The organism is Pedobacter roseus (assembly GCF_014395225.1).
Taxonomy (GTDB): Bacteria; Bacteroidota; Bacteroidia; order Sphingobacteriales; family Sphingobacteriaceae; genus Pedobacter; species Pedobacter roseus.
The window spans coordinates 453143-468181 of sequence record NZ_CP060723.1 but is presented as its reverse complement, the minus strand read 5'-3'; the positions used below and the strand labels follow the sequence as shown (position 1 = coordinate 468181).

The 15039-nt window shown below is 41.5% G+C and carries 10 protein-coding genes and 1 tRNA gene; 5 read left to right on the top strand and 6 right to left on the bottom strand.

Features of this window, described 5'->3' with window-relative positions; all coding sequences use genetic code 11:
* Positions 1-6: 6 nt before the first annotated feature.
* The 5 genes from H9L23_RS02015 to H9L23_RS01995 form a co-directional block, all read right to left on the bottom strand.
* Complete coding sequence (locus tag H9L23_RS02015; RefSeq protein ID WP_187593428.1) at positions 7-972, bottom strand: glycoside hydrolase family 43 protein; 966 nt, start codon at positions 970-972, stop codon at positions 7-9.
* A 180-nt stretch (positions 973-1152) separates the two neighbouring features.
* Positions 1153-1854, bottom strand: coding sequence for a DUF3823 domain-containing protein (locus H9L23_RS02010; protein ID WP_187593427.1), 702 nt, complete (start codon positions 1852-1854; stop codon positions 1153-1155).
* Between the two features lie 12 nt (positions 1855-1866).
* Positions 1867-3771 (bottom strand): RagB/SusD family nutrient uptake outer membrane protein, encoded by a 1905-nt coding sequence (locus H9L23_RS02005; protein ID WP_187593426.1) that lies wholly within the window; start codon positions 3769-3771, stop codon positions 1867-1869.
* Between the two features lie 19 nt (positions 3772-3790).
* Positions 3791-6994 (bottom strand): SusC/RagA family TonB-linked outer membrane protein, encoded by a 3204-nt coding sequence (locus H9L23_RS02000; protein WP_246474814.1) that lies wholly within the window; start codon positions 6992-6994, stop codon positions 3791-3793.
* Between the two features lie 863 nt (positions 6995-7857).
* Positions 7858-8874 carry a glycoside hydrolase family protein gene (locus tag H9L23_RS01995; RefSeq protein WP_223191028.1) on the bottom strand — a complete coding sequence of 339 codons (1017 nt, stop codon included), beginning with the start codon at positions 8872-8874 and terminating at the stop codon, positions 7858-7860.
* Between the two features lie 154 nt (positions 8875-9028).
* Between H9L23_RS01995 and H9L23_RS01990 the strand changes: the two genes are divergently transcribed.
* The 4 genes from H9L23_RS01990 (at position 9029) to H9L23_RS01975 (ending at position 13918) form a co-directional block, all read left to right on the top strand.
* Entirely contained in the window at positions 9029-12202 is a 3174-nt protein-coding gene (locus H9L23_RS01990) for a ligand-binding sensor domain-containing protein (protein ID WP_187593425.1), read from the top strand.
* Positions 12187-13011, top strand: a complete 825-nt coding sequence (locus H9L23_RS01985; RefSeq protein WP_187593424.1) for a response regulator transcription factor — start codon at positions 12187-12189, stop codon at positions 13009-13011. The genes H9L23_RS01990 and H9L23_RS01985 overlap by 16 nt, the downstream gene beginning before the upstream one ends.
* A gap of 204 nt (positions 13012-13215) precedes the next feature.
* Positions 13216-13656: a DoxX family protein gene (locus tag H9L23_RS01980; protein WP_246474813.1), complete on the top strand. Its 441-nt coding sequence runs from the start codon at positions 13216-13218 to the stop codon at positions 13654-13656.
* A 172-nt stretch (positions 13657-13828) separates the two neighbouring features.
* Positions 13829-13918, top strand: a tRNA-Ser gene (locus H9L23_RS01975).
* 8 nt (positions 13919-13926) lie between these two features.
* On the opposite strand, the gene H9L23_RS01970 is transcribed toward H9L23_RS01975, so the two are convergent.
* Positions 13927-14439 (bottom strand): DM13 domain-containing protein, encoded by a 513-nt coding sequence (locus H9L23_RS01970; protein ID WP_187593422.1) that lies wholly within the window; start codon positions 14437-14439, stop codon positions 13927-13929.
* Between the two features lie 119 nt (positions 14440-14558).
* Between H9L23_RS01970 and H9L23_RS01965 the strand changes: the two genes are divergently transcribed.
* Entirely contained in the window at positions 14559-15032 is a 474-nt protein-coding gene (locus H9L23_RS01965; protein ID WP_187593421.1) for a YHS domain-containing (seleno)protein, read from the top strand.
* Positions 15033-15039: the final 7 nt, after the last annotated feature.

The window sequence follows — 15039 nt, the reverse complement described above, 5'->3', positions numbered from 1 at the left end:
AAGCAATCAATTTATGCCCTGCATTAAAAAGCGAAAGCTTTTAGGATCAATCTCCATCTGGTCAGTACCGTTTTTATCTTTTACAAAAGCAGCCTTTATAATAGCTGTAGCCCTTGGCGATACTTTTTGATTGTTATGATGGGTGTGAAATACATATTGCAAGGCTCCTTTTTGATCGGTAAAAAAATCGCCGTGACCAGTTCCATTGAATTTCAATAACTTTCTGCTAATAATGGGATTTCCTGCATATTTCTTCCATGGCCCCCTTGGTGAGCTTGAAGTGGCATAACCTACAGCATAATCGGGATTTCTAAAATCGTTTGCGGAATAAAAAAGGTAATAGAGCTGATCTTTTTTAAGTACCGTTGGTCCTTCGGTGACGGGCCAATCGGTTTTTGCGGTATTTTCCCAAAATTCGGTCCCCGATAAACATTCTTTTGCTGTGTTTGGAACAACATCCGAAAAATCGGCCTTCAGTTCGGACACATAAATCCGGTTACCCCTATCGAGTTTTACATGATAAAGGTAATTCTTGCCATCAGTATCGGTAAATACAAAAGGATCGATCTGTTTTCCAGCTCCGGAAATGGCTTTTGGTGTTTCCTGTTTAAATGGACCTAAAGGACTTTTGCTCTGAGCAATGGCAATCTGCTCATCAGCGGTGTAGGCCATATAATAAGTATTATCCCTTTTAAATACCTGCGGTGCCCAAAATCCCTTGCTCCCAAAAGCATCACCCTTTTTTAAAGCAAATCCATTATTTTCAGACTTTTTGTTCCAGGTTTTAAGGTCTTTTGAAACATAAACCAAAAAACCCTGATCGCTACTGGTACCATACAAATAATAGCTGCCATTATCTGCAAAAATGATTGGATCGGCTAGATAAAAGGGGTCGTTCAGCGGTTTTGCAAGTAGTTCTTTGCTAACCGAACAGAGTGAAAAGCATAAAAAAAGGGCATAAATATATTTCATTAATAATGATTAACTGAGGGTAAGGTATTGATTATTAACAATATTTAGATTGATCGTCATTCCCATAAGAGATCGTCATTTCGAGCGAAGTGCAACGCAGCCGAGAAATCTATTATAGATCTCTCCATTTCGCTGCGCTTCAGTCGAGATGACGATTCTCGTTGTGGATACTGTCATTAATTAAAAACCTATTTTAGTTACCGGGGTAAAAATCAAATCATCAACACCGGCAATTTTAACGCCTATCCTGGCAAAAACATAATTTTGAGTAGGGGTAATGCCCGGGATCGTTACACTCATGTTCAGGTTATTGAGATCGGCGATAGCTGCACCACTGATCTGCTGGGTAGCGATATTATTGCTACCATCCACAAACTGTGTTTTATTAATGTACAGCGATACATTTTCTATATCCTTGCCATCGGCATTGGTGATGATTTTCTCAAGTTTGCAAAAAGCATTTATTTTACCTGCAGCAGCGGTAAGTGTGGCTCCGCGGATCATGTAGTAAGGCATTACTTCAATATCCATGGTTTTACTGCCGTTAATGTTTACTGCAATGCTATCCTGTCTGCCGGCAGCGTTCTTTTTCCATAAAAATGGCCCCTGGTTCGGCGAAAAAACCAATTTATAATCTCCGTTGAATAATTTGGCAGAATAGGTTCCATCCTGGCTTACATTAACATTCAGCGCAGAATAGTTACCAAAACCTGACTGCCAGAGTTCAAAATTAACCTGACCGTACTGCACACTGATGGGTTCTCCTTTATAAACGATCCGTCCGGTAAAATCGGCTTCGGGTGCATCGTAGTTATCTTTTTTACATGAAGCAAAAAGTACGGCAATAAGTGCCCCTATCATGAAATAAAATCTAATTTTCATATCTATATCTGCTTATTGGTTAGGGTTTCTTACAATTTTAGGGTTTCCGTTAAGTACATCCTGCCCGATTGAAGAATAGTAATTTCCAATACGGAAACGGTGTGCAGCGGTTACACGACCTGGTTTGATCACTTTAAAAATATATTTCAAATGGTTTGCGTTGCCAGGGTTATAATATTTGTATGGCCACAAACCAAATACCTGCGTACTGGTGCGCGTTGCGCTGCCAATGTTGCTTGCATTAATGAAATCGGCTGCCGACATGTTATTACCGTTCCAAACCTTATCAGCCAGTCTCCAGCGTTTCATGTCCCAAAGTTCATGTCCCTCGAAAGCTAATTCTACTTTACGCTCGTGTACAATACGATCGAAAGTGATCTGCGCCGGGGTTAAAGCAACAGTTAATCCTGCGCGGTCTCTTACTTGTTTAATGTAGTTAGCTGCCGTAGCCGGATCGCCCAGTTCAAAAGCTGCTTCAGCCGCATTTAACAAAACCTCAGCATAACGGTAGCGGATCCACCAAACCTCACTCCGGGTACCAATCTGGCCTGAACCTGTTGCCGGATCTAAATATTTGCGAACATAAAAACCTGACTGTGCACTGAATTCGAGTCCATCTACAGGGCCGTCGGCACCAACCACCTGTACCGAACCTGCATTGCCCGGAAGCACATTAGTTTTGGTCTGTCCGAAATTATCGCCTGTTACGATAGAACCATCGGCCAATTGATAGCCAGCCCAGATATCAACGGTTTTGCCTTTAAACTGCGTTCCCGGTAGAATTACCGTTCCTGCCAAACGTGCATCACGACCCGCAAAGATATCGGTGATCCCACTGTAATAAACCGGGTTACCACTTCCATCAACCGAGGCCATAGATGCATAAGTATTATCCAGTTTTTCGAAAGACTGAACCAGGTTCAAGGATGGGTTTAAACGCCCTCCCTGCGCTTCTTCCGCAGAAGACCTTGGCTGGTTATCAATGGTAAAACCGTGAACCTTATTGGTTTTCAATTTAAAATCCTTTGCAAAAATCACTTCCGGATTACTGCCTTTATCGGTAAAAAGTGCGGCAAAATTATCAGATAGATTAGGGTTCTTTTTGTATAGCGAATATTTGCCACCATCGATAATCTCTTTTGCAGCAGCTAATGATTTGGTGAAATAAGCATTGGCAAGCCCAGATGATATACCCACTTCTCCACCTGGCAAGGTTAACTGCGAGTTGCTGTATTTGGCAATTGAACCTGCATACAATGCTGCTCTTGATTCCATGGCAAGTGCAGCAGCTTTTGTAGCCCTGCTCTGTACAGTCGGATTATCGGGTAATATAGTTTTTACGGCTTCAAGTTCAGAAATTACGAAATCATAAATGTCGGTTTCTTTTGCCCTTGGAAACTGAAGGTAACTTGGATCGCCGCTATAATCGTAATCTAAAACGGTGGTGATCAATGGCACACCGCCCATTCTTTTTACCATTTCGAAATATACCCCCGCCCTGATAAAGCGTGCTTCGGCAAGGAAACGATCGCGGTCTTCTGCTTTTAAAGCGGTAGATTCCTGCCCGCGTTTAATAAACATATTCAGGTCGCGGATATAACCGTAAACACCCATGTCCCAGTATCTCCAGGCATCATAACCATATTCTAAATTCTGGTGACGGAAATAATCGCCGCTGGCGGAGGCAAAACCTTCGTCAAAATCGGTAAAAGCCCACCATGCCTCGATGGTCTGGTAATCCGGGTAACGGTCGTAAAGATCGCCAACAACGGTAAGCACCAGGTTTGGATCTTTCCATACCGCATCAATGGGCAGGGTGCTGGTAGGTTGTTTATCTAAAAATTCTGAATCTTTTTTACACGACTGCGCAAAACTCAAAAAGGCGATGGCAGCAAATGCATATATAATTTTTTTCATCTGATTAGTCTTTTTCATGTTACAGCGTTAATTTAATACCGATATTAAAAAACTTATTCTGTGGATACTGTAATCCGTTATCATCTGCAATTTCAGGGTCTACACCATAATCTTTCAGGTTATCGATAGAAAACAGGTTATATCCGTTTACATATACCCTGGCATTCTGTATCTTGATTTTTTCAGCCCATCTTTTGGGTATGGTATAACCAATTTCAAGCGTACGGGCACGCAGGTACCTAACATTGTGTAGCCAGAAAGTGGAGTTTTTGTTATAATTGCTGTGTCCGCCATCATTGAAGCGCAGTGCAGGGTATTTTCCAGGGATCCATGCGCTATTCAGGTCGTATGGATTGGTACGGTGCCAGCTGTCATCTGCAAAACTCTGCAATAAAGCCCCCGTATTCTGGAATGCCCAGCGCTGCTCCCAGTTTTGGTTCCAGGAGTACATCGCACCGCCTGAAAAATCGGCTGTAAAATCAAAGTTTTTGTAAGAGCCACCAATGGTAAAACCAAAGCCAATGTTAGGCTGACCTGTTGTGGTATATCCGATTGGTCTTTGATCCAGGTCATTGATCACACCGTCACCGTTCTGATCCTTATAAATTAAATCGCCAGGCAATAATGATCGGTTTCCCTGTCCATCAATGTTTACTTTATAATTATTGATCTCATCTACGTTCTGAAACTGGCCGGTTACCTCGTATCCCCAAAAAATATCGGTATAACGCTGGTTTTTGCTGTTTCTATAATTGTCCCATGAGTTACCGTAACGCGGTTTATACTGATCTAAAAACTTCCTTCTACTGATGGAGATATTTCCTCCAACATTGTAATTAAATTCTCCGATTTTATCCCGGTAATTTAATGCAAATTCGGCCCCGAACTGCGCATCGCTTTCCAGATTTTCAGGACTTAAGCCATAGCCCAGTTCAATCGGAACCACCACATCGTTTTTAATTGCCGGCAATCCGGTACGTTTTCTATAAAAATAATCAGCTGTTCCTGAAAGCTTGCTGTTGAACATCACAAAGTCCAAACCGATATCAGTAATCTTGCTCTTAAACCAGGTGAGGTTATTAATAATCGGCCCCTTATCCCTGGACGTAGTAATATTCTTTCCATCCAAAATCACACTTCCCTGATTGTATCTATAGCCAGGAATATAAGCATAGGGATCGATGCCCACATCATCATCTCCAAGCTGTCCGTAGGAAGCACGGAGTTTTAAATCATTTAATATCTTGCTCTCACCTAAAAATGATTTTACGAACTCCTCCTGTGTTATTCTCCAACCAATGGATGCTGAAGGAAAATAGCCTACTCTCCTGTCGGGTGCAAACTTCCACGAGGCATCTCTACGGCCAGAAAGTTCCAGGTAATATTTATTGTCATAATTATAGTTTACCCTGGCGACGTAACCAATACGGGCTTCTTCTTCCTGGATATCAGCAAAATCCTGTCCATCCATATCTGCGAACTGCAAAACAGGCAGAATATTGGTCTGTGGTACGGCATGCTGGAAAGTATAGGTTCTAAAACGGTCTAAACGCTCCGCTACCAAAACGCCACCAACAGTGTGTTTACCAAAAGTACGGTTGTAGTTGGCCTGTAACTGATAAGTATTGGTGTATATTTTTTCGTTTCTGCGCTCCCTGTATGGGTTAGAACTTCCAACTTTTTCTTCGTAAACACCAGTTTCCGGATGATAAGTATATACATTGTAGGTATACTCGTGGCCGTTAATTACGTTATCGGCGATGTAATAAGAGTATAAACCTTTTATCTCCAAACCTTTTATAGGCGTATCATAACTTGCAGATAAATTGGTTTGTAAAACCCTCCAGTCAGATTTCCAGTAACCGGTTAAGGCCTTGCTCTGTACAGCAAACTGTTCGGTATTGTGCCCGATATCATTCGGGTAATTCGGATTACCATTGGCATAAGCCTGTTCGGTTGGCCTGTTTCTCAATAGCGCAAAACGGGCAGCAAAATAATCGTCACCACCAGGTACGCCCGGCTGATCGCGGCTTTCGATACGGCCGTTAATCAACATCCCCACTTTAAAACGGTCGGTTATTTTAGCTTCTATATTACTCTGGATATTGGTCCGGTTAAAATCGAATTCACGTGCCGTTCCATACACCCCTTTCTGATCCAGGTGCGTGCCCGAAAAGTAATAATTTACTTTGTCGCTGCCACCTGAAGCACTTAAATTAATTGAAGATTGCGGCGCATTGGGTGCAATGATGATATCTCTCCAGTTCTGGCTCTGATAGCCATATTCTGTTCCGGCTTTCCATTTTTCAAGTTCGGCCGGGGTAATATCTGTTTTGCCGTTCTGGTTTAATTCCGCTGTAGCTTTTCCCAACATCCATTGGTAAGCATCGGTCGTTTCAGGGAAACGTACCCAGTTCTGCCATCCGGTATAAGCATCAACACTAAAGGTATTACGGGTACTGTTTTTACCTCTTTTAGTGGTCACTAAAATTACCCCGTTAGCAGCCCTGCTACCATAAATAGCGGCCGAAGCATCTTTTAGCACACTAATGGTTTCGATATCGTTGGGCGAGATATTATTAAACTGCCCTGCATCCTGCTGTATCCCATCAATTACGTATAATGGATTACCCATGTTACGGATCTGGATGTTGGCACTCGATCCCGGCCTACCATCAGGCATCCTGAATGAAACGCCGGGTAGTTTACCTGCAAGGCCCGTACTTACAGTAGAACCGCCATGTACTTTTTCAAGATCTTTACTGCTAATGGACGAAATAGCGCCAGTGATGGCTTCTTTTTTCTGTGTGTTGTACCCCACTACCACCACTTCCGAAAGATCGTTATTGGAAGGTTTAAGTTTAACATTAACCTGCGTACGACCGGCCAGTGCAACTTCCTGGTTGACATAACCTACATAAATAAAAATCAGGGTCGCATTTTTATCGGCTACCTGGATTTTAAATTTTCCGTCACCATCAGTTGTTGCACCAGTAGTAGTACCCTTAATTTTAATGCTGGCACCCACAACGGTTTCGCCCTTCTCATCAGTAACGGTACCTGTAACGGTGCTTTGTTCCTGTGCACTGAGCTGAAATGAAAGTAAGAGTAAGGTAATTGAAGTAAGAATAACAGAAAGGATTTTGCGTTTCAAAAACATTTTTTGAAGCAAGTACCAATCCATGCGTACAAAGCCGCCATAGGAGAATAAACTTCTTTTCATATTTGGTTAGTGATTTGGTTAGTTACTAGAAGTAAATGGTTTTAGTTCGATTTAATTCTTTTCAAAGATTCGGTTTTTAGCATTAGAGCGGGATACGCATTTGTATCAATCTTTCTCCATTTTGTCTCGATTTTTGTTGGAGGAGATTACAGAAATACAACTAACCACAGATAAGAAGGATACACACAGATATTTTATTTAGGGTAAAGTTTTGCAATTAGTTAACCACAGATAAAAAGGATGCACACAGATATAAAAATCCGTGTTTATCTGTGTACATCTGTGGTTAAATCCTTAACTGAAAAGGGCAGTTAATCAAGCGGTATAATTAATTGCATTCCCTGGCTGGTTATTATCATATTGGAAATGATGGGGCTGGCACGTTTCGGTTAGGGAAGTCCCGCTATCCGCTTCAAAGCCTTGGCTCGTACCTCACCTGCGGGTTTTACGCTACTATCGGGTTTATTTAACAAGAGTCAGTTGGTTTTGGGCACAAACTAATCACACCCGGAGGTTTAATTCAACTGGCCACTCACAATGGCTCAACAGAAAATGCTTCTTAGTTGTATTAAGGAGACTGAGGTGGTCAATATTTTACAGATAAACTTTTATACAGTAATAAATCTAAAATTATATAAAAGATCAGATTTTACTTTGAAAGCTTCCCACCATAGGTAGAGCCAAATCAAAGTTACTTTGAAACCCTCCTGCAGTATGCAGCAACCAATCAAAGCTTCTTTGAAACCCTCCTGCAGTGTGCAGCAACCCATCAAAGTAACTTTGAAACCCTCCTGCAGCATGCAGCAACCCATCAAAGTAACTTTGAAACCTTCCTGCAGTATGCGGCAACCAATAAAAGTAAATTAAGGCTGCCCCAGATAAAAATCAAAAGGTTTATCGCGGTCGCAAACCAGCGTTCCGTCTTTAAATTCCAGCTCCGCAACATGTATCGATGTACGTTTATTGGCGTACGAAAAAGTAAAGTCCTGGTCTAACGTTCCTTCAAAATGCGTTTTACGGCCGGGATGGGTAAAGTAGAAAATATAAGCTTTACTACCTATTACCTGCACATCTGCATGGGCACCCGTTGGCGTATCTTCTGGCCGATGCCCCGGCACATCCAATAACATGCCCTGTTTTTCCCAGCTTTTGCCATCTTTCGATCGGTATACACGTTGCCCGTGCCACTCATCGGTAATCATCCAGTACCAGTTATTAAAGAAAAAAACTTTCGCACCTTCGTGCGGTGCCCCACCTATGGCAGGTTCAGTCTGGGCCGTCCAATGTTGCAGGTCTTTACTTTCAGCAGTCATGGTAATACTCCCCTTGGAACTGTCTTTATACCATATATGCCATTCGCCATCAGGCATTTTTAGTAAGGTAGGATCAATTACATGTTCTGAGTTGAGGGAGATAAAACCTTTGTATTTCCATTTCCAAAGATCTTTACTGGTATAATGTGCAATTTTAGCGGTACCGCCCCAGTGGTTGCGCACGCCCTGAATATAGGCAAGGTACATGTGGTAGATGCCATTTTCGTAAATCACATCAGGTGCCCAAAAAGTATTCACGCCAGGTTCAAAATTCAGATTCAATGCACCTTTATACACAAATGTCTGTCCTTTATCGGTAGAGGTGGCCACACCAATATTGGTTCCATAACAATAAGCCACATCATTGGTTTGTGCATTTGCCCTTCGCTGGGTATAAAGCATCCACCAGCTTTTTTCAGCATGGTTATATACCAGCACCGGGTCTGCAGCTCCGTCATAAATCGGATCCCGGTACAAGGGAGAGGGTGCAATGCGTATTTGTTGTGCCGTAGCAGCCAACGACAAAAACAACAATATAAATAAACAAGGGGTTTTAAATTTCTTCACGGTTGGGTTCTTTGGTTAGCGGCACCAAATAACAGCATTTGAACTTCAGCACAAAACCGATCTGTCTCAATCTTTCTACTTATCTGCTCAAATTTTATTTAGGCAGAAAGGCAGCCATTTCTTTAATATATTTGAAGCTGCTGACCAATATATATTGAAAAAACTCATCATCCTTTTATGTTTGTTACTTTCGGCCAACCTGCTTTGGGCGCAGCCTTACTATTTCAGGCATTACCAGGTTGAGAACGGACTTTCCAACAATACGGCTTTTTGCAGTGTACAGGACGGGAACGGCTTTATGTGGTTCGGAACAAAAGACGGGCTGAACCGGTTTGACGGTTATTCTTTTAAAACCTATCGTCGCGATAGCGAAAAGGCCGGCAGCTTGGGCAACGACCTGATTTATGCGCTTCACCACGATCAGAATCAAATCCTTTGGGTGGGTACCAACGACGGAGTATATGCTTACAATCCATCAAAAGAAAGTTTTTCGCTCATCAAAGAAACAAAAGGCATGCGGATTATCGATCTAGCCAGCGACCAGAACGGAAACCTTTGGATTTTATCTTCTTTTAAAATATACCTCTATCATAAAAGCAGCAAGAAAATAAAGCTTTTTAGCACCAATGCCCCTTTTGACGCCTCTTTGGTTACGGTGTTAAAAAACGGCAGTATCTGGATCAGTACCGGCAGGGGGACACTGGAAAAATACAACCAGAAAAAAAATAATTTCGAAAGCTTTAATGTGAACGGCAAAAATAAAAAGCCGGAATATGGCTGGGTATCGCGCATCGCAGAAACTGAAAGTGGCCAGCTGCTGATCGGCACCACCAATCAGGGGGTCAAATTATTTAACCCAACTACCTTAGAATCTAAGAATATTATAAAACTGAACGACGATCAGACACCGATTTTTGTAAGGGACATTAAAAAAACCGGTCCTCATGAATTCTGGATTGCAACCGAATCGGGCATTTACATCTACAACGACGAAACAGAGAAGATTACACATATCCAGAAACAATATAATAACGATTATTCCCTAAGTGACAATGCCATTTATACCATCTGTCAGGACCGTGAAGGCGGCGTTTGGACAGGCACTTATTTTGGCGGTTTAAACTATTATTCGAGCCATACCTCGCTGTTCACCAAATATTTCCCACAGAAAGGCTCAAATTCCGTTAGCGGAAGCGATGTAAGGGAAATCACAAAAGATCAGGCTGGTAATTTCTGGATCGGTACCGAAGATGCCGGGCTGAACAAACTTGATCCTAAAACTGGAATATTTAAACATTTTCTGCCCGATGGAAAACCCGGGAGCATTGCTTATTCCAATATCCATGGCCTGTTGGTAGATGGCGATAAACTCTGGGTGGGCACTTTTGAACATGGACTGGATGTGATCAGTCTGAAGACCGAAAAGGTAATCAAACACTATCAGGCAGGTATCGGAAATGCACTCCGAACTAATTTTATTGTTACTTTTTGCAAAACAAGGTCTGGAGAAATTTTGGTAGGCACCATTAACGGAATTTACCGCTACAACCGCAAACGCGACGATTTTGAACCCATTGCAGGCTTACCTTTTCTGTTTTATGATTCGGTGATTGAAGACAGTGAGGGCAATATCTGGGCGGGCACCTTTAATGATGGTGTTTTTCAGTTTAATTTAACTAAACCTGGGATTGTAAACTATCGGAATAAAGCGAATGACCAAAAAAGCCTGAGCCACAATACCATTAACAGCGTTTTTGAAGATAGCAAACACCATATCTGGATCACTACAGATGGCGGAGGCCTTTCCAGATTTGATAAAAAAACGCAAGGGTTTAAACGTTATGGTGTAAAAAATGGTTTTCCCAGTAATTATCTGTTCCGTATTGAGGAAGATGCTTCTCATAAGTTCTGGATCAGCAGTACTCGCGGGTTAATCCACTTCGATCCTTCAACGGGAACAAGCAAAACCTATACTAAAGCAAATGGATTGCTGACCGACCAGTTTAATTACAGCTCGGCCTATCACGACAAAGACGGCAGAATGTACTTTGGAAGCGTAAAAGGACTAATCAGCTTCGATCCTGCCGACCTTAAACCGACCATTTACCAAACCCCCGTGTTCTTAACGGGATTTCAGATCAACAGTACCGGAACAGATTTAAACGGTACCGATTCGATATCCAATAAATCGATCGTTTACGCCGATACCATCGAACTAAACCATAACCAATCTTCGTTCAGCATTGATTTTGCAGCATTAAGCTACCGTTCGCCCGAAATGACGGAGTATGCTTACAAAATGACCGGGCTTTATAAAGATTGGGAGTACTTGAAAACCAATCGGAAAGTATATTTCACAAAACTTGCACCGGGCACATATATTTTTGAAGTGAAAGCCATGGTGGAAGGCAGCAGTACCTGGAGCAACAAAAATGTAAAACTGCTCATCAAAATCCTACCGCCTTTCTATCTTAGCCCTCTTGCCTATTTTATTTATGTGGTTGTAGCCGGGGCAATTATTTTCTTTTTGGTGCGGAGATACCATCAAAAAATCGCGCTAAAAAACAGCAGGCGTATGGAAGTTTTTGAGCATGAAAAACAGAAGGAAGTCTATCAGGCCAAAATCGAATTTTTTACGAATGTTGCTCACGAGATCAGGACCCCGCTTACCCTTATCATCGGGCCAATGGAAAAATTGATTAAACAGGCCGATGCTGTGCCTGCCATTGAAAAAAACCTGCGGATTATGGGCCGAAATACAGATCGCCTGCTCAAACTTACCAATCAATTGCTCGATTTCAGGAAAACCGAAACCAGCGATTTTTCGCTAAACTTTGTAAAGGCAGATATCAGTGAGATAATAAAGGATGTTTTCCTCCAGTTTCAGCCCGCAGCCGAACATCGGAATATCATTTATACCATCAACTTGCCCGAAAAAGCATTCCAGGCTTATATCGATGTCGAAGCTTTTTACAAAATCATCAGCAATCTGGTTGATAATGCCATTAAATATGGAAAAACGACAGCTGAAATCAGTTTATCGAAATCAGCCGAACAGGATAAATTTAAGATTTGCGTTAAAAGCGACGGCAATAAAATACCTGCAGAAATCAAAGATAAAATTTTTGAACCTTTTTTCAGGGCTAAAGAAACGCAGATCGCCACCGGAACGGGCATAGGTCTTTCCATTTCCAAATCGCTCGCACAGCTGCATAGCGGCGAGTTGTGCCTGGATGTTAATGACCATCATTTTAATATATTTGTATTAGAACTGCCCATCCATCAACTTATTGAATTTAACCTGAACGGAAAATGGAAGAAATTGTAGGTTCGCTCACGATGAAAGATCAACAGGAAATAGAGAAAAACGTGGTATTATTGGTCGATGATAATGAGGATATCCTTGATTTTATCTCGGATGACCTTGAAGAAAAATACCATGTTCTACAGGCCAGAAACGGCGTGGAAGCTTTGGAAATCTTACAGCGTGAAATCGTTCAGCTCATTATCAGCGATGTGATGATGCCCGAAATGGATGGCTTTGAATTTTGCGCAAAAGTAAAATCGACCCTTGAGTTCAGCCATATCCCCGTGATCCTACTTACTGCAAAAAATTCGCTACAATCAAAAATAGAAGGTTTGGAACTGGGAGCAGATGCTTATGTAGAAAAACCCTTTTCACCAGAATTTTTGCAGGTACAGATTTCCAGCCTGATTAAAAACAGGAACAAAATCAAGGAATATTTCTCCAGTTCCCCCCTATTGCATATTAAAAGTATTGCCTACTCAAAAGCAGATGAGGTATTTCTAGAAAAACTGCAGGATACCATCAATAAAAACATCAGCAATCCCGACCTGGATGTAGAGCATCTGGCCGAGAAGATGAACATGAGCCGCCCTACGCTGTACCGCAAGATCAAATCGATTTCCAACCTAAGCCCCAACGAGCTGATCAACTTGGCGAGGTTAAAGAAAGCTGCTGAATTTTTAAACGAAGGACTGTTGAAAATTTACGAGATTTCTGAAATGGTGGGTTATAGCTCACAATCGCACTTCGGACGCAATTTTGCCAAGCAGTTTGGAATGTCACCTACTGATTACTTGAACAGCAGGATCGCAGAAAAGAAGAAGGTGTAATTTTAAAGAGTTATCAGGCGCGAAGAATCGTCATTACGAAAGGCTTTTTCAGCCGACAGCCTGCCCCGACCTTTCGGGCAAGCAATCTTTCTTCTCATACATCAATCCCTTCTATTTCACCCTCAAAATCAATTAATTAATATCCATTGTTATTATCCTTTATTATGCGTAAATTGTATTAACCAAAATATATAAGTTATGAACATGCTTAAGAAAATCGAGAACTGGGGCGATCATCACCACCCAAAATGGTTAGATTATTTTAGAATTTTATTAGGCCTCGTTTTAATCTGGAAGGGCATTGATTTTTACGTCAATATGCAAGCATTTAGTAATTTAATGAGAGGCGCTTTCTTAGGTACAGCAATAAGCATTAGCTTACTGGCACATTTCATTATTGTATTACACATTATCGGTGGTTTAGCCATTACCCTGGGGACCTACACACGTACATTTTGCCTCATTAATTTACCCATACTAATCGGTGCCGTATTCTTCATCAATATTTCGGGAGGCATTTTTAAACCCTATTCAGAATTTTGGTTTTCGGTTTCAGTATTGGTAGGATTAATCTGTTTTGCGATTGAAGGAAATGGAATTTTATCGGTAGAACACGAAAAAATCTTACCAAAACAGACCGCTTAGTCCAAAACACAAACACAAAACTCCAATATATAGAGCTTAAATTAGCTGTATATTGATGCTTTTTGATTTTTTTATGCCTGCTAACTAAATGATTAGCAAGAGTTAAAATATTAATTAAAATATTTAAGTAGAAATTATTTGCAGATTTGCTTCAAGTTTGTACTTTTGCGGCGGAGAGTTGGCAGAGTGGTCGATTGCGGCAGTCTTGAAAACTGTTGACTTGTTAAAGGGTCCGCGGGTTCGAATCCCCCACTCTCCGCCAATATGGTTTCAAAAACCAACAAAAGCCTGCAGATCGTATGATAGCAGGCTTTTTTCATTTCCGGCACCCCACAAAATATGCATAAATTCGCATAGTTCTGGTGAGTGATTCGGTGAGTAAAATGAAAAATTGAAATGACTCACCGAATTCGATATAAAACACTGAACATCAAAACGTTCAGAAAGCACACATCTTGACTTTTGAGTACTGTAAAGGGAACCAAGGTTCACAAAGTTGAACGGCTGCTGCTCCTTGCTGATATACACTTTAAGATCGGGGCCGTTGCTGCTGGCAAAATTTTCCAATGCCAGTTGGTACTTCCCATTAGTAACATAAATGCGGGCCGCACCGGTAACTTGCCCATACGATCCATTGCTGAAATCGCTGCTACCGGTTACCAGTTTGGCCGCAGCGGTATCGACTTTTTCGTTTAGAACCATTGTCGGCGTGGTTTCTTTTTTACAGGAGGCAAAGCTTATAGTAAATGCGATTACAGCGCTCCAATAGATAAAATGTCTCATGTGCTGATTAATTAGGTTTCAGATTTAGTCGCTAAGTCTGCGGTTTCCTTACAAATAAAAATTTATTGTAAGGTTTTGCCGATACCTGCGACAAAGCAGGAAAACAACAACACAACATCATGTACAAATTCATTCTTCTTTTACTACTAACAGGCTTTACGCTAAGCAACGTACATGCACAGATTTCTGTGGAAACACGAAAAAGGCAGTACAATTTAGATCAATCAGGTCTGGCCCTTTCTGGTTATGACCCTGTTACTTATTTCACCAAACAAAAAGCAGTTGAAGGCAAAAAAGATATTGCGCTATTAATTGAAGGCATAACCTATCGCTTTGCCAACACGCAGGATCGTGATCTTTTTAAAGCATCCCCATCCAAATACGAGCCTCAATACGGCGGTTGGTGCGCTTTTGCCATGGGCGATAATGGCAAAAAGGTATCAGTAGACCCGGAAACCTTTAAGCTGGTAAATGGCAAGCTATACCTCTTCTACAATAAATTCTTCAATAACACCAAAAAATCCTGGGATAAGAACGAAAGCAACCTGAAAACAAAAGCGGATGCTAACTGGAATAAATTTGTTCAAAACTGATATCAAC

Coding starts and splice junctions, on each gene's coding strand:
- H9L23_RS01970 (WP_187593422.1), bottom strand. CDS start 14,439: ATGAGACATTTTATCTATTGGAGCGCTGTAATCGCATTTACTATAAGC.
- H9L23_RS02005 (WP_187593426.1), bottom strand. CDS start 3,771: ATGAAAAAAATTATATATGCATTTGCTGCCATCGCCTTTTTGAGTTTT.
- H9L23_RS01980 (WP_246474813.1), top strand. CDS start 13,216: ATGCTTAAGAAAATCGAGAACTGGGGCGATCATCACCACCCAAAATGG.
- H9L23_RS02000 (WP_246474814.1), bottom strand. CDS start 6,994: ATGAAAAGAAGTTTATTCTCCTATGGCGGCTTTGTACGCATGGATTGG.
- H9L23_RS02015 (WP_187593428.1), bottom strand. CDS start 972: ATGAAATATATTTATGCCCTTTTTTTATGCTTTTCACTCTGTTCGGTT.
- H9L23_RS01965 (WP_187593421.1), top strand. CDS start 14,559: ATGTACAAATTCATTCTTCTTTTACTACTAACAGGCTTTACGCTAAGC.
- H9L23_RS02010 (WP_187593427.1), bottom strand. CDS start 1,854: ATGAAAATTAGATTTTATTTCATGATAGGGGCACTTATTGCCGTACTT.
- H9L23_RS01985 (WP_187593424.1), top strand. CDS start 12,187: ATGGAAGAAATTGTAGGTTCGCTCACGATGAAAGATCAACAGGAAATA.